This window comes from Nocardiopsis codii (assembly GCF_036327455.1).
Classification (GTDB): Bacteria; Actinomycetota; Actinomycetes; order Streptosporangiales; family Streptosporangiaceae; genus Nocardiopsis; species Nocardiopsis codii.
Window position 1 is genome coordinate 27,018 of the sequence record NZ_JAUZMY010000003.1, and the last position, 19,108, is coordinate 46,125.

The following is a 19,108-nucleotide window of genomic DNA, read 5'->3' on the forward strand; positions in this document are numbered from 1 at the left end:
CGCGGAGGCGTGCGGGGTCAGCCGGTGTTCTGCAGCCCGGCGGCGACGCCGTTCACGGAGAGCAGGAGCAGCCGCTCCAGGTGCTGCTGGTCCTCCTCGGAGAGCGAGTCGGCCTCCTCCCCCCGCAGCGCCTCCAGTGCGCGCAGCTGAAGGTGGGACAGCGCGTCCACGTACGGGTTGCGCAGGTCCACGGCCCGGGACAGGACGGCCCTGTTCTCCAGCAGGCGGCTGTGCCCGGTCACCCGCAGGACCAGCCTGCGCGTGAGGTCGTACTCGTCCAGCACCCGCGCGGTCAGCTCCGGCCTGCCGCCCAGCGCCAGGTAGCGCTCGGCGATCGCGCGGTCGGTCTTGGCCAGGCTCATCTCCGCGTTGTCGAGCAGGGACGCGAACATCGGCCACTCGCGGTAGGCGGCCTGGAGGGCGGACACGTCCTCGACGGCGGCCAGGCCGGTGCCGAGTCCGAACCAGCCGGGCAGGTTGACCCGGGTCTGCGTCCAGGCGAACACCCACGGGATCGCGCGCAGGTCGCCGAGTCCCCGCGCCGCCCCGCGCCGCGAGGGGCGCGAGCCCAGCCGCAGCTCGCCGAGCTCCTCCAGGGGGCTGACACGGGAGAACCACACCGCGAAGTCCTCGGCGTTGATCAGGTCGAGGTAGGTCTCCTGGGCGGCGCCGGCGATGGTGTCGGCGACCCCCCGGAACCTCTCCTCGGCGGAGCGCTCCCGCTCCTGCACCGCGTCGGTGGAGGCCATGAGCACCGCGTGGCCGACCTGCTCGATGTGGCGGCGGGCGATGGCGGGCTGCCCGTAGCGGGCGAAGATGACCTCGCCCTGTTCGGTGACCTTGAACCGGCCCCCGACCGATCCCGGGGCCTGGGCGAGCAGGGCGCGGCTCGCGGGTCCGCCGCCGCGGCCGAGCGATCCGCCCCGGCCGTGGAAGAGGGTGAGCCGCACGTCGTGCCGTTCCGCCCACGCGGCCAGACGGGCCTGGGCGTCGTAAAGCCGCAGGGTGGCGCTGACCGGTCCGACGTCCTTGGCGGAGTCGCTGTAGCCGAGCATGACCTCGAGACGGCGGCCGGTCCGGTCCAGCCTGCGCTGGATCTGGGGCACCTTCAGCATGCCGTCGAGCACGTCGGGCGAGGCGTCCAGGTCGGCGCCGGTCTCGAACAGCGGGATGACGTCGAGGACGGGCATCCGCTCGGGCGGGAGGGCGTAGGAGGCGAGTTCGTGGACGGCGGCGACGTCCTCCGCGGTGCGGGTGAAGCTGACGATGTAGCGGCGGCAGGCCTCCACGCCGAAGCGCTCCTGGATCCAGGCGATCACCCGGATGGTCGCGAGGACCTCCTCGGTGCGCTCGGAGGGGGCCCTGCCCGCGCGCAGCTCCTCCAGGGCGGCGGCGTGCACCTCGCTGTGCTGGCGGATCTCCAGTTCGGCGAGGTGGAAGCCGAAGGTCTCCGCCTGCCAGACGAGGTGTTGGAGCTCCCCGTAGGCCTGGCGTACGGCACCGGCGTCGACCAGGGAGTCCTGCACGGTGCGCAGGTCGTCCAGGAAGGCGTCCGCGTCGGGGTAGGCCAGGTCTGCGTCGCGTTCGCGGGTGGCGCGCAGGCGGGCGGTGGCCAGCAGCAGGAGCTGGCGGTGCGGCTCGTTGGGCGAGCGTTCGCCGATCTCGGCCATCAGGGCGGGGTGCCCGGCCCCGGCGGCGGCCAGCGCGTCGAGCAGAGCCGGGCTGCCCGGGGTGAGGTTGGAGTAGGCGGTGAGGGTGCGGGCGACGCGGTCGGCGGCCTTCTCCAGTCCGCGCAGCACGTGCTCGGACTGGATGAGCATGGCCTCGCGGGTCACGTCGTGGGTGACGTACGGGTTGCCGTCCCGGTCGCCGCCGATCCAGCTCCCGTAGCGGACGAACGGTGTGGCGCGCGGGGCGCGGACACCGGTGCCGTCGGGGTCGATGGCGGCGTCCAGGGACCGGTAGACCTGCGGGATGACGGAGAAGATGGTCTCGTCGAACGCGGCGAGGGCGGTGCGGACCTCGTCGAGCGGGTCGAGCCGGGTGTAGCGCAGCTGGGAGGTGCGCCAGAGCAGGTCGATCTCCTCCAGCAGGAGGCGGTGGGCCTCGGCGGCGGCACTGCTGCCCTGGTGGGAGGCGTGCCAGGCGTCGAGGTCGGCGCTGATCCTCTGGATGGAGGTGGAGACGGCGCGGCGGCGGGCCTCCGTGGGGTGGGCCGTGAGCACGGGGTGGAACTCCATCCCGGCGACGAGTTCGTTGAGCCGCTCCTCGCCCCCGTCGTCCTCCCGGATGGCGCGCACGGCCGCGGCCAGGGACTCGCGGGGCGGGTTGGCCGCGTCGTCGCGCTCCCGCAGGGCCCGCATCCGCTGGTGTTCCTCGGCCAGGTTGGCCAGGTGGAAGTAGACCGTGAAGGCACGGGCCACCTGCTTGGCGCGTTCGAGGGGCCAGGCGGCCACGATCTCTGTGATCTGCTCGCCCGTGACGGAGCCGTCGCGGGCACCGATCACGGCGTGTCGGAGCTTCTCGACATCGGCGAGCAGTTCCTCGCCGCCGCTTTCGGCGAGGACCGTTCCGAGCATCTCCCCGAGGAGTTTGACGTCATTCCTGAGCTGTTCGGGAACTTCCTGCCGGGCACTGTCGCGTTCTGCGCTTACCGCTGTCATGCGCCCGACCCTACAGAGATCGCACCCTCCTCCAGGTGCGCGGGGGCGCATTTCCGGCGCACTTTGCCCGGGCGTTAAGCATTGTTGCAAAAGGGAAAGGAGCGAACATTTACTCACGCCGTTCCGGCGTCGGAGGGGCCGCGCCCGCACCCTCCGGAGGCGCCCCGACGGGCCTGTGCCGAACCCCACCTACTGGCGAGTAACCAGGGCCGCGTGCCCCGGATCGACAGACGCGCGGTTAACCTGCGTAGTTATGGCCACCGAAGCCCCAGAACCGCTGTCCGCGGACGAGATCGACATCCACACGACCGCGGGCAAGCTCGCCGACCTGCAACGACGCCGGTACGAAGCCGTCCACGCCGGGTCCGCGCGAGCCGTTGAGAAACAGCACGCCAAAGGCAAGATGACGGCCCGCGAGCGGATCGACGCGCTCCTCGACCCGGGGTCGTTCGTGGAGTTCGACGCCCTGGCCCGACACCGCTCCACGAGCTTCGGGCTGGAGGGCAACCGGCCCTACGGTGACGGTGTCGTCACCGGGCACGGCACCGTGGACGGGCGCCCCGTCGCCGTGTTCAGTCAGGACGTCACCGTCTTCGGAGGCTCTCTCGGCGAGGTCTACGGCGAGAAGATCGTCAAGGTCCTCGACCACGCCCTCACCAACGGCTGCCCCGTCGTGGGCATCAACGAGGGCGGCGGCGCGCGCATCCAGGAGGGAGTCGTCGCGCTGGGCCTGTACGCGGAGATCTTCAAGCGCAACACCCACGCCTCGGGCGTCATCCCCCAGATCTCCCTCATCATGGGGGCCGCGGCGGGCGGACACGTCTACTCCCCCGCCCTCACCGACTTCGTGGTGATGGTCGACGAGACCTCTCAGATGTTCATCACCGGTCCCGACGTCATCAAAACCGTCACCGGCGAGGACGTCTCCATGGAGGAGCTGGGCGGCGCGCGCACCCACAACACCAAGTCCGGTGTGGCGCACTACATGGGCGCCGACGAGCAGGACGCCATCGACTACGTCCGGACCCTGCTCTCGCACCTGCCCGACAACAACCTCGAGGAGGCGCCGGTCCTGGCGCCCGAGGACGACCGAGGCGGCGAGGTCACCGACACCGACCTGGCCCTGGACACCTTCATCCCTGACTCCGCCAACCAGCCGTACGACATCAGGACCGTCGTCGAGGCCGTCCTGGACGACGGCGGCTTCCTGGAGGTCCACGCCCAGTTCGCCACCAACATCGTGGTGGGCTTCGGCCGCGTGGAGGGCCGGTCCGTCGGCATCGTCGCCAACCAGCCCATGAGCTTCGCGGGCTGCCTGGACATCGACGCCTCGGAGAAGGCCGCGCGCTTCGTGCGCACCTGCGACGCCTTCAACGTCCCCGTCCTCACCTTCGTGGACGTGCCCGGCTTCCTGCCCGGCACCGACCAGGAGTGGGACGGCATCATCCGGCGCGGCGCCAAGCTGCTGTACGCCTACGCCGAGGCCACCGTTCCGCTGATCACCGTGATCACCCGCAAGGCCTTCGGCGGCGCCTACGACGTCATGGGCTCCAAGCACCTGGGCGCGGACGTCAACCTGGCGTGGCCCACCGCCCAGATCGCGGTCATGGGCGCCCAGGGCGCGGTGAACATCCTGCACCGGCGCACCCTCGCCGCCGCGGACGACGTCGAGGCCGAACGCGCCCGCCTCGTCGGCGAGTACGAGGACACCCTGCTCAACCCGTTCTCCGCCGCCGAGCGCGGGTACGTGGACGGCGTCATCATGCCCTCCGAGACCCGGGACCAGATCTCCAAGGCCCTCAGGGCGCTGCGGAACAAACGCAAGCAGCTGCCCCCCAAGAAGCACGGGAACATCCCGCTGTGAGCGCGCCGAGCAACGCTCCGCACCTGGTCGTCGTCAGGGGCGAGCCGACCGCCGAGGAGGTCGCGGTCCTCACCGCGGTCCTCACCGCGCGGGCGAACGCCGCCCGCGCCGCCGACGACGCGCCCGCGGAGACGCCGCGCCCCTCGGGGTGGAGGGACCGCTCACGGGGCGTGCGCGCCCCGCTGCGCCCCGGGCCCGGCGCCTGGCGCCTGAGCACGAGGTGACGTCCTCCGTGCCCCACCACCACCCAGACGTCGCGGGGAGCGGCCGGTGCGCCTCCGCCCCACGCCACAGCAGAAGGACTTCCCACCGTGCGTAAAGTACTGATCGCCAACCGCGGCGAGATCGCCGTGCGCATCGCCCGCGCCTGCGCGGACGCCGGTCTCGGCAGTGTCGCCGTCTACGCCGGGCCCGACCTGGACGCGCTCCACGTCAAGCTCGCCGACGAGGCCTACTCCCTGGGCGGGTCGACCCCGGCCGACTCCTACCTGGACATCGCCAAGCTCCTGGCCGTGGCCGCGACCTCCGGCGCCGACGCCGTCCACCCCGGCTACGGGTTCCTGGCAGAGAACGCCGACTTCGCCCAGGCCGTCATCGACGCCGGGCTCACCTGGATCGGCCCTCCCCCCTCCGCGATCACTGCCCTGGGCGACAAGGTGCAGGCCCGCCACATCGCACAGAAGGTCGGCGCGCCCCTGGTCGCGGGCACCCCCGACCCGGTGGAATCGGCCGAGGAGGTCGTGGCCTTCGCCGCCGAGCACGGGCTGCCCATCGCGATCAAGGCCGCGTTCGGCGGCGGCGGGCGCGGGCTCAAGGTCGCGCACACCCTGGAGGAGGTGCCCGACGCCTACGAGTCCGCGGTGCGCGAGGCCGTCACCGCGTTCGGGCGGGGCGAGTGCTTCGTGGAGCGCTACCTGGACAGGCCCCGGCACGTGGAGACCCAGTGCCTGGCCGACACCCACGGCAACGTGGTGGTCGTGTCCACCCGTGACTGCTCGCTCCAGCGCCGCCACCAGAAGCTGGTGGAGGAGGCCCCCGCCCCCTTCCTGAGCGCCGAGCAGACCGAGAAGCTCTACGCCGCGTCCAAGGCCATCCTGGCCGAGGCCGGGTACGTGGGCGCGGGAACGTGCGAGTTCCTGGTGGGAGTGGACGGCACCATCTCCTTCCTGGAGGTCAACACCCGCCTGCAGGTCGAGCACCCGGTGACCGAGGAGGTCACCGGCATCGACCTGGTCCGGGAGATGTTCCGCGTCGCGGACGGCGAGGAGCTGGGCTTCGGCGACCCCGAGGTGCGCGGCCACTCCTTCGAGTTCCGCATCAACGCCGAGGACGCCGGTCGCAACTTCATGCCGGCGCCCGGCACGATCACCGAGCTGAAGCTGCCCGGCGGCCCGGGGGTGCGGGTGGACACCGGCTGCGAGGCCGGGTTCACCGTCCCCCAGGCCTTCGACTCCATGGTCGCCAAACTCATCGTCTCCGGGCGCACCCGCGCCGAGGCGCTGCAGCGCTCCCGTCGGGCGCTGGCCGAGTTCGAGGTGGGCGGGATGCCCACGGTGATCCCGTTCCACCAGGCGGTCGTGGCCGACGCGGCGTTCGCGCCCGCCGACCCCGAGCAGCCGTTCGGGGTGTACACACGGTGGATCGAGACCGAGTTCGACAACACGATCGAGCCGTGGTCGGGCTCGCCCGGTGAGGCGGGGGAGCCGGAGCGCGAGACGGTCACCGTCGAGGTGGGCGGCAAGCGGATCGACGTCGTGCTCCCCGCCGGGCTGGGCGCTTCCGCGGCTGCCGCTTCCGGCGGTGACGTCCGCAGGAAGCGGGCCTCCCGCAAGAGCGGGCCGGGTGCCGCCGCCGCGAGCGGTGACTCCCTGGTGTCGCCGATGCAGGGGACCGTGGTGAAGGTGGTCGCCCAGGAGGGCCAGAGCGTGGCCGAGGGCGAGACGGTCGTCGTGATCGAGGCGATGAAGATGGAGCAGCCGCTGACCGCCCACCGCGCGGGCGTGGTGAGCGGCCTGAAGGTCTCCGCCGGGGAGACCGTGGGCAACGGCGCCGTGGTCTGCGAGATCAAGGACGCCTAGGGCCCGGAGACGGGAACACGGGGGGCGCCGAGGCCGGCGTCTCCCCCTCCGTCACCGCGGCTCCGGCCCGGATCGGTGTCGGGGTCGCGGGGGCACCGACCCCGCGGCGCCTCCTGCGGACGGTGAATTCCCCGTACCCGCCCCGGCGCCGCCGCGTGATCCTCGCCGCATCCGGGTGGAGGGGGTCCGCGCAAACGCCCACGGTGTCGACAGTGTGACCTCTGGGACAGGAAGACGTCGACACGCATGTATGGAATAAGTAAGAGATCGAGGCTATTGTCCTTGATCGTGACGAACATCTGGGGACTGACACGACGATGGCACATCGACCTGTGCCGTCGCGGCTGTCAGGCGTGTAGATAGGCCCGCGCGCGCCCGTCCGGGCAGCGCGCCGCCCCACCCCTCCCAGCCGTCACCTTCCCTCGGTGATCCCGCCATTCCCCGAGCCGGACCCACGTCCCACGACACAGACCGTGTCGTCGTGCGCGCCTCCGGCTGCCTTCATCACCTGGAGTCACATCCCGTGTCCGATCAGAGCACCGACGCGCCCACGAAGCGCAGAGGCTTCCGTTTCCCCTTCGCGGCCCAGGTCCTCCTCGGCCTGGTCCTCGGCGTCGTCCTCGGCGTCGTCGCCTTCCAGATCGGCCCGGTCGGCGAGGAGGGTGAGCCGAACTGGCTCGCCGTCACCCTCCAGACCATCGGCTCGACCTTCGTCACCCTGCTCCAGACGATCGTTCCGCCGCTGATCGTCCTCGCCGTCATCTCCTCCATCGCCAACCTGCGCAACGTCACCAACGCCGCGCGGCTGGCCTGGAAGACCCTGCTGTGGTTCGGTATCACCGCCCTGGTCTCGGTGGCCATCGCCATCGTCCTCGGCCTGACCATCCGGCCGGGCCTCAACAGCGCGGTCGACGCCGCCAGCGCGGCCGACCCGTCCCGCACCGGCTCCTGGCTGGCGTTCATCGAGAGCATCGTCCCGGCCAACTTCCTCGGCCTGGCCGCGAACACCTCCGCCGCCGACGACGGCACGCTCAGCACGTCGCTGGGCTTCAACGTCCTCCAGCTGATCGTCATCGCGATCGTCCTGGGCATCGCCGCCGTGAAGGTCGGCAAGGCGGCCGAGCCGTTCATCAACTTCACCTCCTCCGCGCTGGAGGTCGTGCTCAAGGCCCTGTGGTGGGTCATCCGCCTGGCCCCGATCGGCACCGTGGGCCTGCTGGGCAACGCCGTGTACAGCTACGGCTGGACCACCATCGGCGCCCTCGGCAAGTTCACGCTCACCATCTACATCGGCCTCGCCCTGGTGCTGTTCGTCGTCTACCCGGTGGTCACCCGCCTCAACGGCCTCTCCCCGTCGAAGTACTTCAGCGGTGTCTGGCCCGCCGTCCAGCTCGCCTTCGTGTCCCGCTCCTCCATGGGCACCATGCCCGTCACGCAGCGCGTCACCGAGCAGAACCTGGGCGTCCCGCGCTACTACTCCGCGTTCGCGGTCCCGTTCGGCGCCACCACCAAGATGGACGGCTGCGCCGCGATCTACCCGGCGATCTCGGCGATCTTCATCGCCCAGTTCTTCGGGGTGGACCTCAGCGTCACCGACTACCTGCTGATCGTGTTCGTCTCGGTCATCGGCTCCGCCGCGACCGCCGGGACCACCGGCGCGACCGTCATGCTGACCCTGACCCTGTCCACGGTGGGCCTGCCCCTGGAGGGCGTCGGCCTGCTGCTGGCCGTCGACCCGATCCTGGACATGGGCCGCACCGCGGTCAACGTCGCCGGCCAGGCGCTGGTCCCCGCCATCGTCGCCAAGCGCGAGGGCATCCTGGACCAGGCCCGCTACGACGCCAGGCCCGACGCCTCCGGCTTCGTGCCTCTCGACGAGCCCGCCGCCACCGTTTCCGAGTCCGCCGAGTCCGGAGCGGACGACGCCGACGAGGGCGCCGAGCGGGAGACCGCGGCGAGCGGCACACCCGCCAAGGGCTGACACACGCGCCTCCCTGTCGACGGGGCCCGCCGGAAGTCTCCGGCGGGCCCCGTCGCGTACCGGGGCACGCATAGTCTGGTGAGAACGGGCACAGCGGGAACTGTGAGGGACCCTCGTTCGTCCGAGTCAGTGAGGAAGGCGAGAGGAACGACATGTTGCGCCGCTTGGTAACACCCGCAGTGCTGACCGCCGGTATCGCGGCGGCGGTGGTGAGCGCCTCGGTGGTGCCCGCCTCGGCCGACGCGCAGCCGGAGCTACCAGACTCCCAGGCCGTCGTCGAGGAGCTCGAGGGCGACGGCGTCTTCATCGACCCGAGCATCGACGCGATCCCCTCGGCCGAGGAGGGCGCCCTGGAGGCGGCCTCCGCGGACTCGGAGATCCCCGTCTACTACGTGATCCTCCCGTCGGACGCGGTCGCCTCCCAGACCGGTCTCGACGTTCTCATGAACCCGGTCATGGACGACGTCGGCGACGGCGTCTACGCCGTCTTCGCCGGCAACCAGGACTTCCTGGTCCTCTCCCCGAACATCGAGGACACCGCGGGCATCCGTGAGATCGCCGTGCAGCAGGGCGGGGGCAACCAGGTCGACACCCTGGCCGCCGTTCCCGACGCCGCGGCGGAACTGGAGGCCTCCGAGGCCGCCGGCGCCACCTCCGGTCTGGTGCTGCTCGGCGTCCTCGTCCTGGTCGTGGCAGCGGGCGCCCTCTTCGTCCGCAACAGCCGCAAGAAGCGCGCCGCCGAGAAGGCCAAGCAGCTCCAGGAGATCAAGCAGATGGCGACCGAGGACGTCGTCCGGCTGGGCGAGGACGTCTCCCGGCTGGAGATCGACGTGTCCAAGGTCGACGACGCCACCCGTAGCGACTACTCGCAGGCCATGGACGCCTACGACCAGGCCAAGTCGCTGCTGGACACCATCCAGGAACCCGAGCAGGTCCGGATGGTCACCAGCGCGCTGGAGGACGGCCGCTACTACATGGCCTCCACCCGGGCCCGGATGAACGGCGAGGCGGTGCCGGCGCGGCGCGGCCCCTGTTTCTTCAACCCCCAGCACGGCCCCTCCGTGGAGGACGTCACCTGGGCCCCGCCCGGCGGAGCGCCCCGCGAGGTCACCGCGTGTGCCGCCTGCGCCCAGGCGGTGCGCACCGGCGGCCACCCCGACGTGCGACTGGTCGAGGTCGACGGCGAGCGCCGTCCGTACTACGACGCCGGTCCTGCGTACTCCCCCTACGCCAGCGGCTACTTCGGCATGAACATGATGATGGGCATGTTCACCGGCATGATGATGGGCTCCATGATGGGGTCGATGATGGGCATGGGGATGGGCATGGGCGGCGGAGACCTCGGCGCCGAGGGCGACATGGGCGGCGGTGACGACTTCGGCGGGGACTTCGGCGGAGGCGGCGACATGGGCGACTTCGGCGGTTTCGACTTCTGACCCGACCGCGCCGCTCCGAGCGTGGGACACCGAGAGCCCCGGGCTTCGCCCGGGGCTCTTCGCGTGGCCGGATCGGGCCAACCCCTGGCGAGGTAGTTACCCGGTAACTAGTGTGCTGCGTAGTTACCGAGTAAGTAGGGGTCGATCATGTCCGTTCGCCAGGGATTCCTCGCCCTGCTCTCCCACGGTCCCAAGCACGGGTACCAGCTGCGCGCCGAGTTCGAGGCGCGCACCGGGGGCACGTGGCCGCTCAACATCGGGCAGGCCTACACCACCCTGCAGCGCCTGGAGCGCGACGGCCTGGTCACCGCCGTGCGCGACGACGCTCCGGACGCCCCCGAGCGCTACGTCCTCACCGACCCCGGACGCGACGAGGTCGAGTCGTGGTGGCGCAGCCCCGTCACACGCGGAGCCCCCGCCCGGGACGAACTCGCGCTCAAACTCGCCCTCGCCGTCACCACCCCCGGTGTGGACGTCGGGGCCCTGGTGGACGCCCAGCGGGCCGAGACCCTGCGCGGCCTCCAGGACTACACGCGGCTCAAACGGACCGGGGGCCGCCGCGCGGCCGAGGAGGCCGAACCCGACGGCGACCTCGCGTGGCACCTGGTCCTGGACTCGCTGATCTTCGCCGCCCAGGCCGAGATGCAGTGGCTGGACCACGTCGAGGCCCGCCTCTCCCGCGCGGCGGGACGGCGCGGGTCCGCCCCTCCCCCGCCCTCCGGGACCTCCGACTGGCGCCCCGACCGGACCCCGGAGGCGCGCGCGTGAGCGGAACGGGCCCCGAACTCCTCCTGCTCGGCGCCGGCCGGGTCCACGGCCGCGGGGATGCGGCCGTCGTGGCGCTCACCCGCGTCGACCTGTCGGTCTCGCCCGGCGAGCTCGTCGCGGTGATGGGCCCCTCCGGGTCGGGCAAGTCCACGCTGCTCACCCTCGCGGGCGGGCTCGACTCCCCCACCGAGGGACGGGTGGAGGTCGGCGGCCGGGACCTGGCCTCCCTCGACGGCAGGGGCAGGGCCCGGCTCCGACGCCGCCGGATCGGCTACGTCTTCCAGGAGTTCAACCTCATCCCCTCGCTCACCGCCGCCGAGAACGTCGCGCTCCCCCTGGAGCTGGACGGGACGCCCACCCGCACCGCCCGGCGCGAGGCCCGTACCGCCCTGGCAGAGGTCGGCCTGTCCGGAGTCGGCGACCGCTTCCCCGAGCACATGTCCGGCGGCCAGCGCCAGAGGGTGGCCGTCGCCCGCGCGCTGGTCGGCCCCCGGAGCCTGCTCCTGGCGGACGAGCCCACGGGGGCGCTCGACTCCGCCTCCGGAGAGGAGGTCGTGGCGGTCATCCGGGAGCGGGTGGACCGGGGCGCCGCCGGGCTGATGGTCACCCATGACTCCCGGTACGCCGCCTGGGCCGATCGGACGGTGTTCCTGCGCGACGGCCGGATCACCACCTCCACGGGCAGCCGCCTGGGGCTGGAGTCCCTGGTGGGACCCGTGCCGGACGGGGAGGACTGATGGCGGCGCCCCCCATCGCGCGGTGGCGCGCGGCACTGCGCCTCGCACGCCGCGACGCCCTGCGCCACCGGGGCTCGACCGCCCTCGTCGCGGTCGTCATCGCCCTCGTCGTCGGCGGCGCCGTGGCCGCCGGCGCCCTGCTGCGCTCCTCGACCCCCACACCCGAGACGTTCGGCCGCATGATGCTGGGCGAGTCCGCGCAGGCGAGGATCACCTGGCAGATGCCCGGGGTGGTGACCCAGAGTCCGCGCGAGGACGTCGTGCTCGCGGGCAGCGACGCACGGGAGGAGCCGTCCCGCGACGCGTACGAGGACCGGCTCCTGGCCCTGCTCCCGCCGGGATCGGAGCTGGTCGGCGCCTCCTCCGGGGCCGTCCGGGCCACCGCGGGGGACCGGGCGACCGGCGCCCTGGAGGCCCTGGAGGCGGACACCGGCGGGCCGCTCGCGGGGATGTTCGCCCCGGTGTGGGGGAGGGCCGCGGCCGGGCCCGGCGAGGTCGCGGTCAGCCTCGGCCTGGCCCGCCGCCTGGACCTCGCCGAGGGGTCGGAGCTGGAGCTGACCGACGGCGCGGAGGACTCGGCCACCGTGACCGTGGTCGGCGCCTACCGTGCCACCCGGCATCCCGCGGATGTCGTACTGGCCCCGGGAACCCTGGTGGACTCGGGCGGCGCCCTGGAGACGCCCGCCGCCTCCGCCGTCTGGTTCGTCACCGGGGACACCCCGATCACCTGGGACGACGTGCTCCGGATCAACGAGACGGGCTCCTCCGTGGTGAGCCGGGACGTGGTCGCGGCCCCTCCCCCCGACTCCGCCGTCCCCCTGCACTCGGCGCGGCCGTCGGCCGACCGGCCCGACTCGCTGGCCCCGTACGCGGGGTTCGTGGCGGGCGCCTCCCTTCTGGCCTGCCTGATCGTCGGACCGGCGTTCGCGGTGCGCGCCCGGCGCGAGGAGCGCACGCTGGCCCTGGTCGCCGCGCAGGGAGCGGACGCCCGGACGCTGCGCGGGATCGTGCTCTGCGGAGCCCTCGCGACCGGGGCGGTCGGCGCCGCGGCCGGCGCGGTCCTCGGCGCCGGCGGCGCGTGGGCGGTGTCCGCGCTGCTGCGGGCGCGCGGCGACGCCCAGTACCCGGAGCTGGTCCTTCCGGTCGCCGACACCGCTCTGCTCGTGGGCCTGGGCGTCCTCGTGCCCCTGGTGGCGGCGCTCCCTCCCGCCCTGCGCGCGGGGCGGACCGATCCGGCGGCCGTGCTGGCCGGGCGCCCGACCGGACCGCGCGAGCGGGGCCGGGGCCGTGCGGCGCTGTCCGCCCTCCTGCTCCTGTCGGGCGCGCTCCTGGTCGGGACCGGGTTCGCCCTGCCCCGCGCGGACCTGTTCGTACCCGGCGCCGTGGCCTCGGCCCTGGGCGCGGTGCTGTGGGCCCCCACGGGTGTCGGCGCGCTCGCCGGCGCGGCCGGCCGCCTCCCGCTGGCGTGGAGGCTGGCGCTGCGGGACGCGGGACGCCACCGGGAGCGCACGACGGCGGCGGTCACCGTGGTCGCCGCCGCGGTGGCCCTCCTCGTCGCGGTGGCCGTCACGACGGCGTCGGCGGTGGACTTCGAGGGGGCCGAACATCACCCGAGGGCCGCGACGGGGAGCGTCCTGGTGCACTTCCCTGGCCCTGTCGGCGCGGACGACGCGGACGACGCGGCGTCAGCCCTCACGGAGCACCTGCCCGTGCGCTCCCCGGCCACCGTCCTGATGGCGCGGACTCCGCTGTGGGTGCACCCCCTGCCCGACCCCGGCCGGCCCTGCCCCGGCTGGGCGGTGTGGCCGCCGGTGAGCATCCGGACCGAACCGGTGCCGGACGAGGTGCCGCTGGACTCCCCCGACTGCGCGCCGATGAAGCAGAACGGCGACCAGAACCGCCTGCCCTGGTGGGAGACCGAGGGCGGGGTCAACCCGCTGGTCGACGACGGCACCCTCGTGCGGGCCCTGGACCTGCCGGACGCGGAGGAGGCGGCCCGCGCCCTGGAGGAGGGGCGCGTGGTCGTGACACGCGACCTCGACCTGTGGTCGGACGGCAGCGCACGCGTGGAGTTCGCCTGGATGCGCGAGGGCGACCCGCCGGACGGCCCGGGAACCGGGAACGAGGGCCGGGTCCTGGAGGTTCCCGCCGCGGCCGTGGACTGGCCGAGCGCCCAGTACGAGCTGATCGTCCCTCCTGCGCTGGCACGCGAGTGGGGTGTGGAGGCCGCCGCCGTGGGGATGGTGGGCCCGGTCTCCCGGACCCCCTCCGAGGCGGAGGCCGACCGCGCCCGCGCGGCCGTGCGCGAGTCGGCGGGGGCAGACCTGTCCGTGGAGAGCCCCTACTCCTCCCCCCGGACGCGCCAGATGGCCCTGATGCTGGCGCTGGCCGCGGTGGTGGCGACGGGGGCCTGCCTGGTGTCGGTCCGGCTGGCCGCGGCGGACTCCCGTCGGGACGCGGTGGTCCTGGTGGCCGTCGGGGCCGACCCGGGCACCGGGCGGCGGCTGGGCGCCGCCCAGAGCGGCGTCGTGGCGGCGGTCGGCGTGGTCTGGGGAACTGCCGCGGGGATCGGCGTCGGCGCCGCGCGCGTCGCCGCCGAGACCTACCGGGCTGGTTTCGCCAACCCCACCTGGCCCCTGGTCGTGCCCTGGCCCCTGCTGGCCGCCTGCCTGGCGGGGGTGCTGGGGGCGTCCGTCCTCCTCGCCCTGGTCCTCGCACCGTCCCGCTTGCCGTCGGACCGCCGGGCGTTCCGACCGCATCCGGCCAGAACCACTACTCTCAGTAATGGGAACAGGGTTCCATCCGAGGCAGCCGCGACCCACCGGAGCCGCGATGACCGTGCGTGACAGCATCCGCCGACTCCGCCCGGAGTTCCCTCTCCGAACTGACTTTCCGTGACTGGACACAATCGGTCACACCACCCCATTGGATTCACAGATGGGCTGGGGTACAAACGAATTGCAGTACCACGAAGAACCACTTCATCCTGAAAGGAAAAAAGATGTCGAGCCAGACAAGCCCGGGCATTTTGCGCTCCCGAATGGGAACGCGGACGGCCGGCCTGCTGTTCGCCTTCACCCTGCTGATGGGCGGCGGACTCGTCTCCACCGTCGCGACGGCCGCCCCCGCCGAGGCGGCGTGCCGCTGGGGCGCCGCCACCGTCGGTCCGTCCTATTCGTGGGGCCGCACCAACACCGCCGACTGCAGCTACCAGGGCCGCTCCTGGGCGACCCACGGCAGCTACTCGGCCGCCACCGGGTGGACCACGCGCAGCTCCAGCGCCCGCGCGGCGGACAGCTACGGCTCCTACCCCCGTGTGGCCGGATACGCCTTCCGCTAGCACCCGACCGGTCCACGGGCCGCGTCTGCGCCGAACAGCGGGACCGGGCGAAACGCACTCGCCCGGTCCCGCCCCCGGAAGACGCCGCCCCGGACCGCGGGACGACCGAGGGGAACCGCTGACCGCCATGGCGTCGACCACGACCGCACGCGCCCTCTGCGGCGCACTGTTGCTCACGCTCGCCCTCTCCGCCTGCTCGGACCGGGACGCCGAGGCCGAGAGCGCCCTGGGCCCCGGCCTGCTCCGCGAGTTCGAGAGCCTCCGCGAGAGAGCGGCCACCGACTTCGAGCAGGAGGTGCTCGACCGTGCCATCGAGGACGGCGGCATCACCCAGGAGGACTACGAGGAGGCGTTCAACCGGTACACCGAGTGCGCCGACGCGGCGGGCCTGCGGGAGACCTACACCAAGCTCCCCAACGGGCTCTACCAGCTGACCGAGTGGGAGGTGGACGCCGATCCCCGGGACCAGGAGGCCTACGAGGAGGCGACCAACGCCCACATGGAGACCAGCGCCGACTGCGCCGAGGGCACGATCCTGCTGATCGAGAGCGCCTACTCGCTCCAGCTCGGCAACCCCGAGGGCATCGAGGACCCGCGCCAGGCCGCGATCCAGTGCCTGGAGGACGAGGGCCTCGTCGAGCCGGACTCCTACACGCCGGACGAGTTCGACGAGGATCTGGAGGACGCTTTCTCCGGCGCCCCGTTCGACCCTTCCGACGAAGCGACCAACCTGTGTCTCTATATGGCGGGATTCGCCGTCTCCACAGGCTGAGAAAAACGAGGAAAACATGAATAACAATCAGAACCGCATTGTTCGGGCACTCCTCTTCGCGGCCGTCTCGGTATTCGTCGCCGGCGGTTGCTCGGCGGGGGGCGGCGCCACCGAACCGGGCGGATCCGTGACTGTCGATGAGACGGATTCGACCACCCAGGGTGACAATGGGGTGTCCGAGGAGTCCAACGCCGGCGGTGCGGCCGACCTCGGTCCCGAGGGCGACGTCGTGGTGGACTGCCTCGTCGACGCGGGGCTGGCGCCGGAGTCCTACACCGTCGAACAGCTGGGCACCGACATGATGTCCCCGCCCGAGGAGGCCTCCGTCGACGTGGAGAGCGAGGTGTTCGCCGGCTGCATGTCCGAGGCCGGCCTGGAGCACGACTCCGGGGGCGACAACGGCAGCGTGGGTGAGTGATCCTCCCACGCGCCCACCCATCTCTTCCGTTCCGGCGGACCGTCGACGGTCCGCCGACCGACCACGGGAATCGCATGTGAAGACTCGTCCCAGCGGGACGGTGATGCTGTCCGCGGTGCTCCTGCTCGCCGCCGGAGGCACCGCCGGATTCCTGCTCCGTCCCGCAGACCCGCCCGTCGACCTCGCCTCCGCGGCGGACATCGACACGGCTCCGGTCCTCCACGAACCCTTCGACGACGCGCGCAGCGTCGAGGTCGAACTCGTGACCTCTCCCGCGCTCGACCTCGCCTTCGGCGGGTCCGGCCGGGTCACCGCGTCCGCGTGCGTGGACGGGGGAACCCTGTCGTCGGGCGAGGAGGCCGCCCGTGTGAACGACCAGCCGGTCATCGCGCTGGCCACGTCCATGCCCCTGTACCGCGACCTCCACCGGGGGGTGCGCGGGGGCGACGTGCGGGCGCTCCAGAAGGAGCTGGACCGGCTCAACTACCCCGTCGCGGCCGACGGGGTGTACGGATGGCAGACGTCCCAGGCCGTCCGCGAACTCCAGCTGGACGCGGGGATGCGCGATCCCAGCGGCTCCGTCGACCTCGCCCGCGTCATCTGGATGCCCTCCTCCGAGGTGACCTTCGAGGAGTGCGGGGCCGTGCCCGGCTCCGCGGCGTCCGCCGGCGGCACCTTCGCCAGCATTCCCGGCGCGCTGGAGGGGGCGCGCCTCAGCTCGGTCCCCGACCTGGACGTGCCCGGCGAGCGGCGGCTCACCGTCGCCGGGGTCAGCGGACCGATCGACGGGGAGGGGCTGGCGGAGGACCCCGACTTCCTGCGCGAGCTGGCCGACACACCCGAGGCGCGGGCCGCGGTGGCGGGTGAGGGCGAACCCCTCACCGGCTCCGTCGCGCTCACCGAGCACGTGGACGCCTCGCGGGTCCCGCCCGGCGCGCTGTTCGGCGTCACCGGTGACACGGGCTGCCTGCGCTCGGGCGGCTCCCTGCACACGGTCCGGATCATCGGCTCGGGCGTCGGCAGCTCCGTCGTCGTCGCCGAGGAGGACGGTGTCGGCCTGCCCGACAACGTCGACCTGGGTCCAGCCCTGGCCCGGGAGTCCTGCGAGGGGGGCGCGTGAACGCGCGGAGTGTGAGCGCGCGCGGCCTGGGACACCGCTTCGGGGACAACCCGATGCTGTTCGAGGACCTCTCCTTCACCCTGGAGCCCGGACGGATCACCGGGCTGTGCGGCCCTTCCGGCTGCGGCAAGTCGACGCTGCTCTCGATCCTGGCGGGGTGGGTGGACGCCACCGAGGGGAGCGTCGAGACGACCGGGGTGGAGCGCACCGGCTGGGTGTTCCAGAACCCCTACGGAGTTCCGGGGCGCACCGCACTGGACCACGTGACGCTCCCGTTGCTGGCCGGGGGCCGGCGGCGGGACGAGGCCGAGGAGCGCGCCCGCGAGGTCCTGGGCGACTTCCGGCTGGAGGCCGTCGCCGACAGGCCGTTCCGCCAGCTGTCCGGCGGCGAGGCGCAGCGGCTCATGCTCGCCCGCGCCGTGTGCTCCGCGCCCGACCTGCTCCTGGTGGACGAGCCGACGGCTCAGCTGGACCTGCGCACCGCGGAGACGGTCAACGCCACTCTCGGTGCGATCGCCCGGGAGCGGACCATCGTCGTCATCGCCACCCACGACCCGCACACCCGGGACGCCTGCACGCACGTCATCGACCTCCAGGACCGGGTCCGCACCGCCGACTGAACGGCTGCCGCGGGCACGGTGTCCCGTCGCGGTCCGACGCGGCACACGGAACGGGACCGGGCGAAACGCACTCGCCCGGTCCCGCTGCGGCCAGGATAGCGCCTCCGGCCGCCGCTCACCGGCCCCGGAATCGGCGCCCTCTCCACGACCAGACCAGGGAAGAACTCGTGAGAACACACCCCAGGACAGCGCCGCCGACCACGGTGCTCCCCCCACCGGCAGCTCGGGGCGGTGCGGGATGAACGGCCGCGAACTCCTCGGCGAGGTGTGGCGCAACCTGCTCTCCGGCACCACCCGCGCCGCCCTGTTCGGCCTCGCCTTCGCCGCGGTCGTGGGGGCCCTGGCGGTCGCCGACGCGCGCGCGGTCGTGGCTCTGCACCAGCGCGCCGCCGAGTTCGTCGCCGCGGGCGCCTCGGTCCGGGTGCTGAGCGTCGCCGCGAACGTCGACGGCAACGCCTGCGACGCCCTCGGGGACGTCCCCGGGGTCGTGTCCTCCGGGGCGCTCGCCGAGGACGGCACCCTCCTGCTCGCCGCCATGCCCGACAACCCCCTGCCGACCTACCGGGTCACGCCGGGGATGGCGGCGGTGCTGGGTGTGCGCGCGGAGTCGGCGTCGGGGGTGTGGGTGTCCTCCCGGACCGCGGAGACGCTGCGGGCGGGACCGGGGCAGGTCGTGGACACCGACACCGGTCCGGTGACCCTGGCGGGGGTGTTCGACTACCCCGACGACGGACGCGACAGCCGCCTCGGCTACGCCGTCCTCGTGCCCGAGCCCGCGGCCGGGACGTTCGACCAGTGCTGGGCGGACGTGCGCCCGCCGACGGACGGGGCGGACGAGATGCTCCGGTGGGCGGTGCGCCCCGGGGCGGCCCAGGGCCTGTCCGTCACCCAGGGCCAGCTCAACCCGACCCTGGGCGCCGAGTTCGACGGCGCGGCGGAGTTCGCCGGGCGTCCCACCCGGTTCGCGCTGCCCGCGGCGGCCCTGGCCGGGCTGGTGCTGGGCTTCGTCTCGGTGCGGCTGCGCCGGCTGGAGCTGGCCGGTGCGCTGCACGTGGGCGTGTCCCGGGGGGCCCTCCTGGCGGGGGCGGTCCTGGAGACCGCCGCGTGGACACTGGCCGGGCTGGCGCTGGCGCTCTGCTCCCTGGTGGTGGCCGCGCACGTCGGCAACCCCGCGGACCCGTGGGACGCGGTGCTGGTCGACGCGCGCGGACCCGCCGCCGCGGCGCTCGCCGCACTCGCGGGGGCCGCGGTGGCGGCCTCGCTGGTGCGGGAGAGGCACCTGTTCCGCTACTTCAAGGACCGGTGACGACC

The 19,108-nt window shown here is 73.1% G+C and carries 15 protein-coding genes; 14 read left to right on the top strand and 1 reads right to left on the bottom strand.

All coding sequences use genetic code 11. The features are described from left to right. Positions 1-17: 17 nt before the first annotated feature. Positions 18-2,579: a phosphoenolpyruvate carboxylase gene (locus Q8791_RS03920; RefSeq protein ID WP_330090437.1), complete on the bottom strand. Its 2,562-nt coding sequence runs from the start codon at positions 2,577-2,579 to the stop codon at positions 18-20. Between the two features lie 337 nt (positions 2,580-2,916). Between Q8791_RS03920 and Q8791_RS03925 the strand changes: the two genes are divergently transcribed. From Q8791_RS03925 to Q8791_RS03990, 14 genes are all read left to right on the top strand, one after another. Beyond that, positions 2,917-4,527, top strand: a complete 1,611-nt coding sequence (locus Q8791_RS03925) for an acyl-CoA carboxylase subunit beta (RefSeq protein ID WP_330090179.1) — start codon at positions 2,917-2,919, stop codon at positions 4,525-4,527. After that, positions 4,524-4,751 carry an acyl-CoA carboxylase subunit epsilon gene (locus Q8791_RS03930; protein ID WP_330090180.1) on the top strand — a complete coding sequence of 76 codons (228 nt, stop codon included), beginning with the start codon at positions 4,524-4,526 and terminating at the stop codon, positions 4,749-4,751. The genes Q8791_RS03925 and Q8791_RS03930 overlap by 4 nt, the downstream gene beginning before the upstream one ends. An 87-nt stretch (positions 4,752-4,838) precedes the next feature. Next, complete coding sequence (locus Q8791_RS03935; protein WP_330090181.1) at positions 4,839-6,605, top strand: acetyl/propionyl/methylcrotonyl-CoA carboxylase subunit alpha; 1,767 nt, start codon at positions 4,839-4,841, stop codon at positions 6,603-6,605. Positions 6,606-7,128: 523 nt separating this feature from the next. After that, positions 7,129-8,586: a dicarboxylate/amino acid:cation symporter gene (locus Q8791_RS03940; RefSeq protein ID WP_330090182.1), complete on the top strand. Its 1,458-nt coding sequence runs from the start codon at positions 7,129-7,131 to the stop codon at positions 8,584-8,586. A 179-nt stretch (positions 8,587-8,765) separates the two neighbouring features. Then, positions 8,766-10,022 (top strand): chemotaxis protein CheA, encoded by a 1,257-nt coding sequence (locus tag Q8791_RS03945; RefSeq protein ID WP_330090438.1) that lies wholly within the window; start codon positions 8,766-8,768, stop codon positions 10,020-10,022. Positions 10,023-10,169: 147 nt separating this feature from the next. Then, positions 10,170-10,790 (top strand): PadR family transcriptional regulator, encoded by a 621-nt coding sequence (locus tag Q8791_RS03950; protein ID WP_330090183.1) that lies wholly within the window; start codon positions 10,170-10,172, stop codon positions 10,788-10,790. Then, complete coding sequence (locus Q8791_RS03955; RefSeq protein ID WP_330090184.1) at positions 10,787-11,527, top strand: ABC transporter ATP-binding protein; 741 nt, start codon at positions 10,787-10,789, stop codon at positions 11,525-11,527. Before Q8791_RS03950 ends, Q8791_RS03955 begins: the two co-directional genes overlap by 4 nt. Next, a complete protein-coding gene (locus Q8791_RS03960) occupies positions 11,527-14,373 on the top strand; it encodes an FtsX-like permease family protein (RefSeq protein WP_330090185.1) in 2,847 nt (948 codons plus the stop codon). The genes Q8791_RS03955 and Q8791_RS03960 overlap by 1 nt, the downstream gene beginning before the upstream one ends. 155 nt (positions 14,374-14,528) lie before the next feature. Continuing rightward, the gene (locus Q8791_RS03965; RefSeq protein WP_330090186.1) at positions 14,529-14,867 is read left to right on the top strand and encodes a hypothetical protein; all 339 of its coding nucleotides are present in this window, start codon (positions 14,529-14,531) and stop codon (positions 14,865-14,867) included. A gap of 127 nt (positions 14,868-14,994) precedes the next feature. After that, positions 14,995-15,639 carry a hypothetical protein gene (locus tag Q8791_RS03970; RefSeq protein ID WP_330090187.1) on the top strand — a complete coding sequence of 215 codons (645 nt, stop codon included), beginning with the start codon at positions 14,995-14,997 and terminating at the stop codon, positions 15,637-15,639. 127 nt (positions 15,640-15,766) lie between these two features. Next, a complete protein-coding gene (locus tag Q8791_RS03975) occupies positions 15,767-16,057 on the top strand; it encodes a hypothetical protein (RefSeq protein ID WP_330090188.1) in 291 nt (96 codons plus the stop codon). A 76-nt stretch (positions 16,058-16,133) separates the two neighbouring features. Continuing rightward, entirely contained in the window at positions 16,134-17,177 is a 1,044-nt protein-coding gene (locus Q8791_RS03980; protein WP_330090189.1) for a peptidoglycan-binding domain-containing protein, read from the top strand. Beyond that, the gene (locus Q8791_RS03985) at positions 17,174-17,797 is read left to right on the top strand and encodes an ABC transporter ATP-binding protein (RefSeq protein WP_330090190.1); all 624 of its coding nucleotides are present in this window, start codon (positions 17,174-17,176) and stop codon (positions 17,795-17,797) included. Before Q8791_RS03980 ends, Q8791_RS03985 begins: the two co-directional genes overlap by 4 nt. 238 nt (positions 17,798-18,035) lie before the next feature. Next, complete coding sequence (locus tag Q8791_RS03990) at positions 18,036-19,103, top strand: hypothetical protein (protein WP_330090191.1); 1,068 nt, start codon at positions 18,036-18,038, stop codon at positions 19,101-19,103. Positions 19,104-19,108 lie beyond the last annotated feature (5 nt).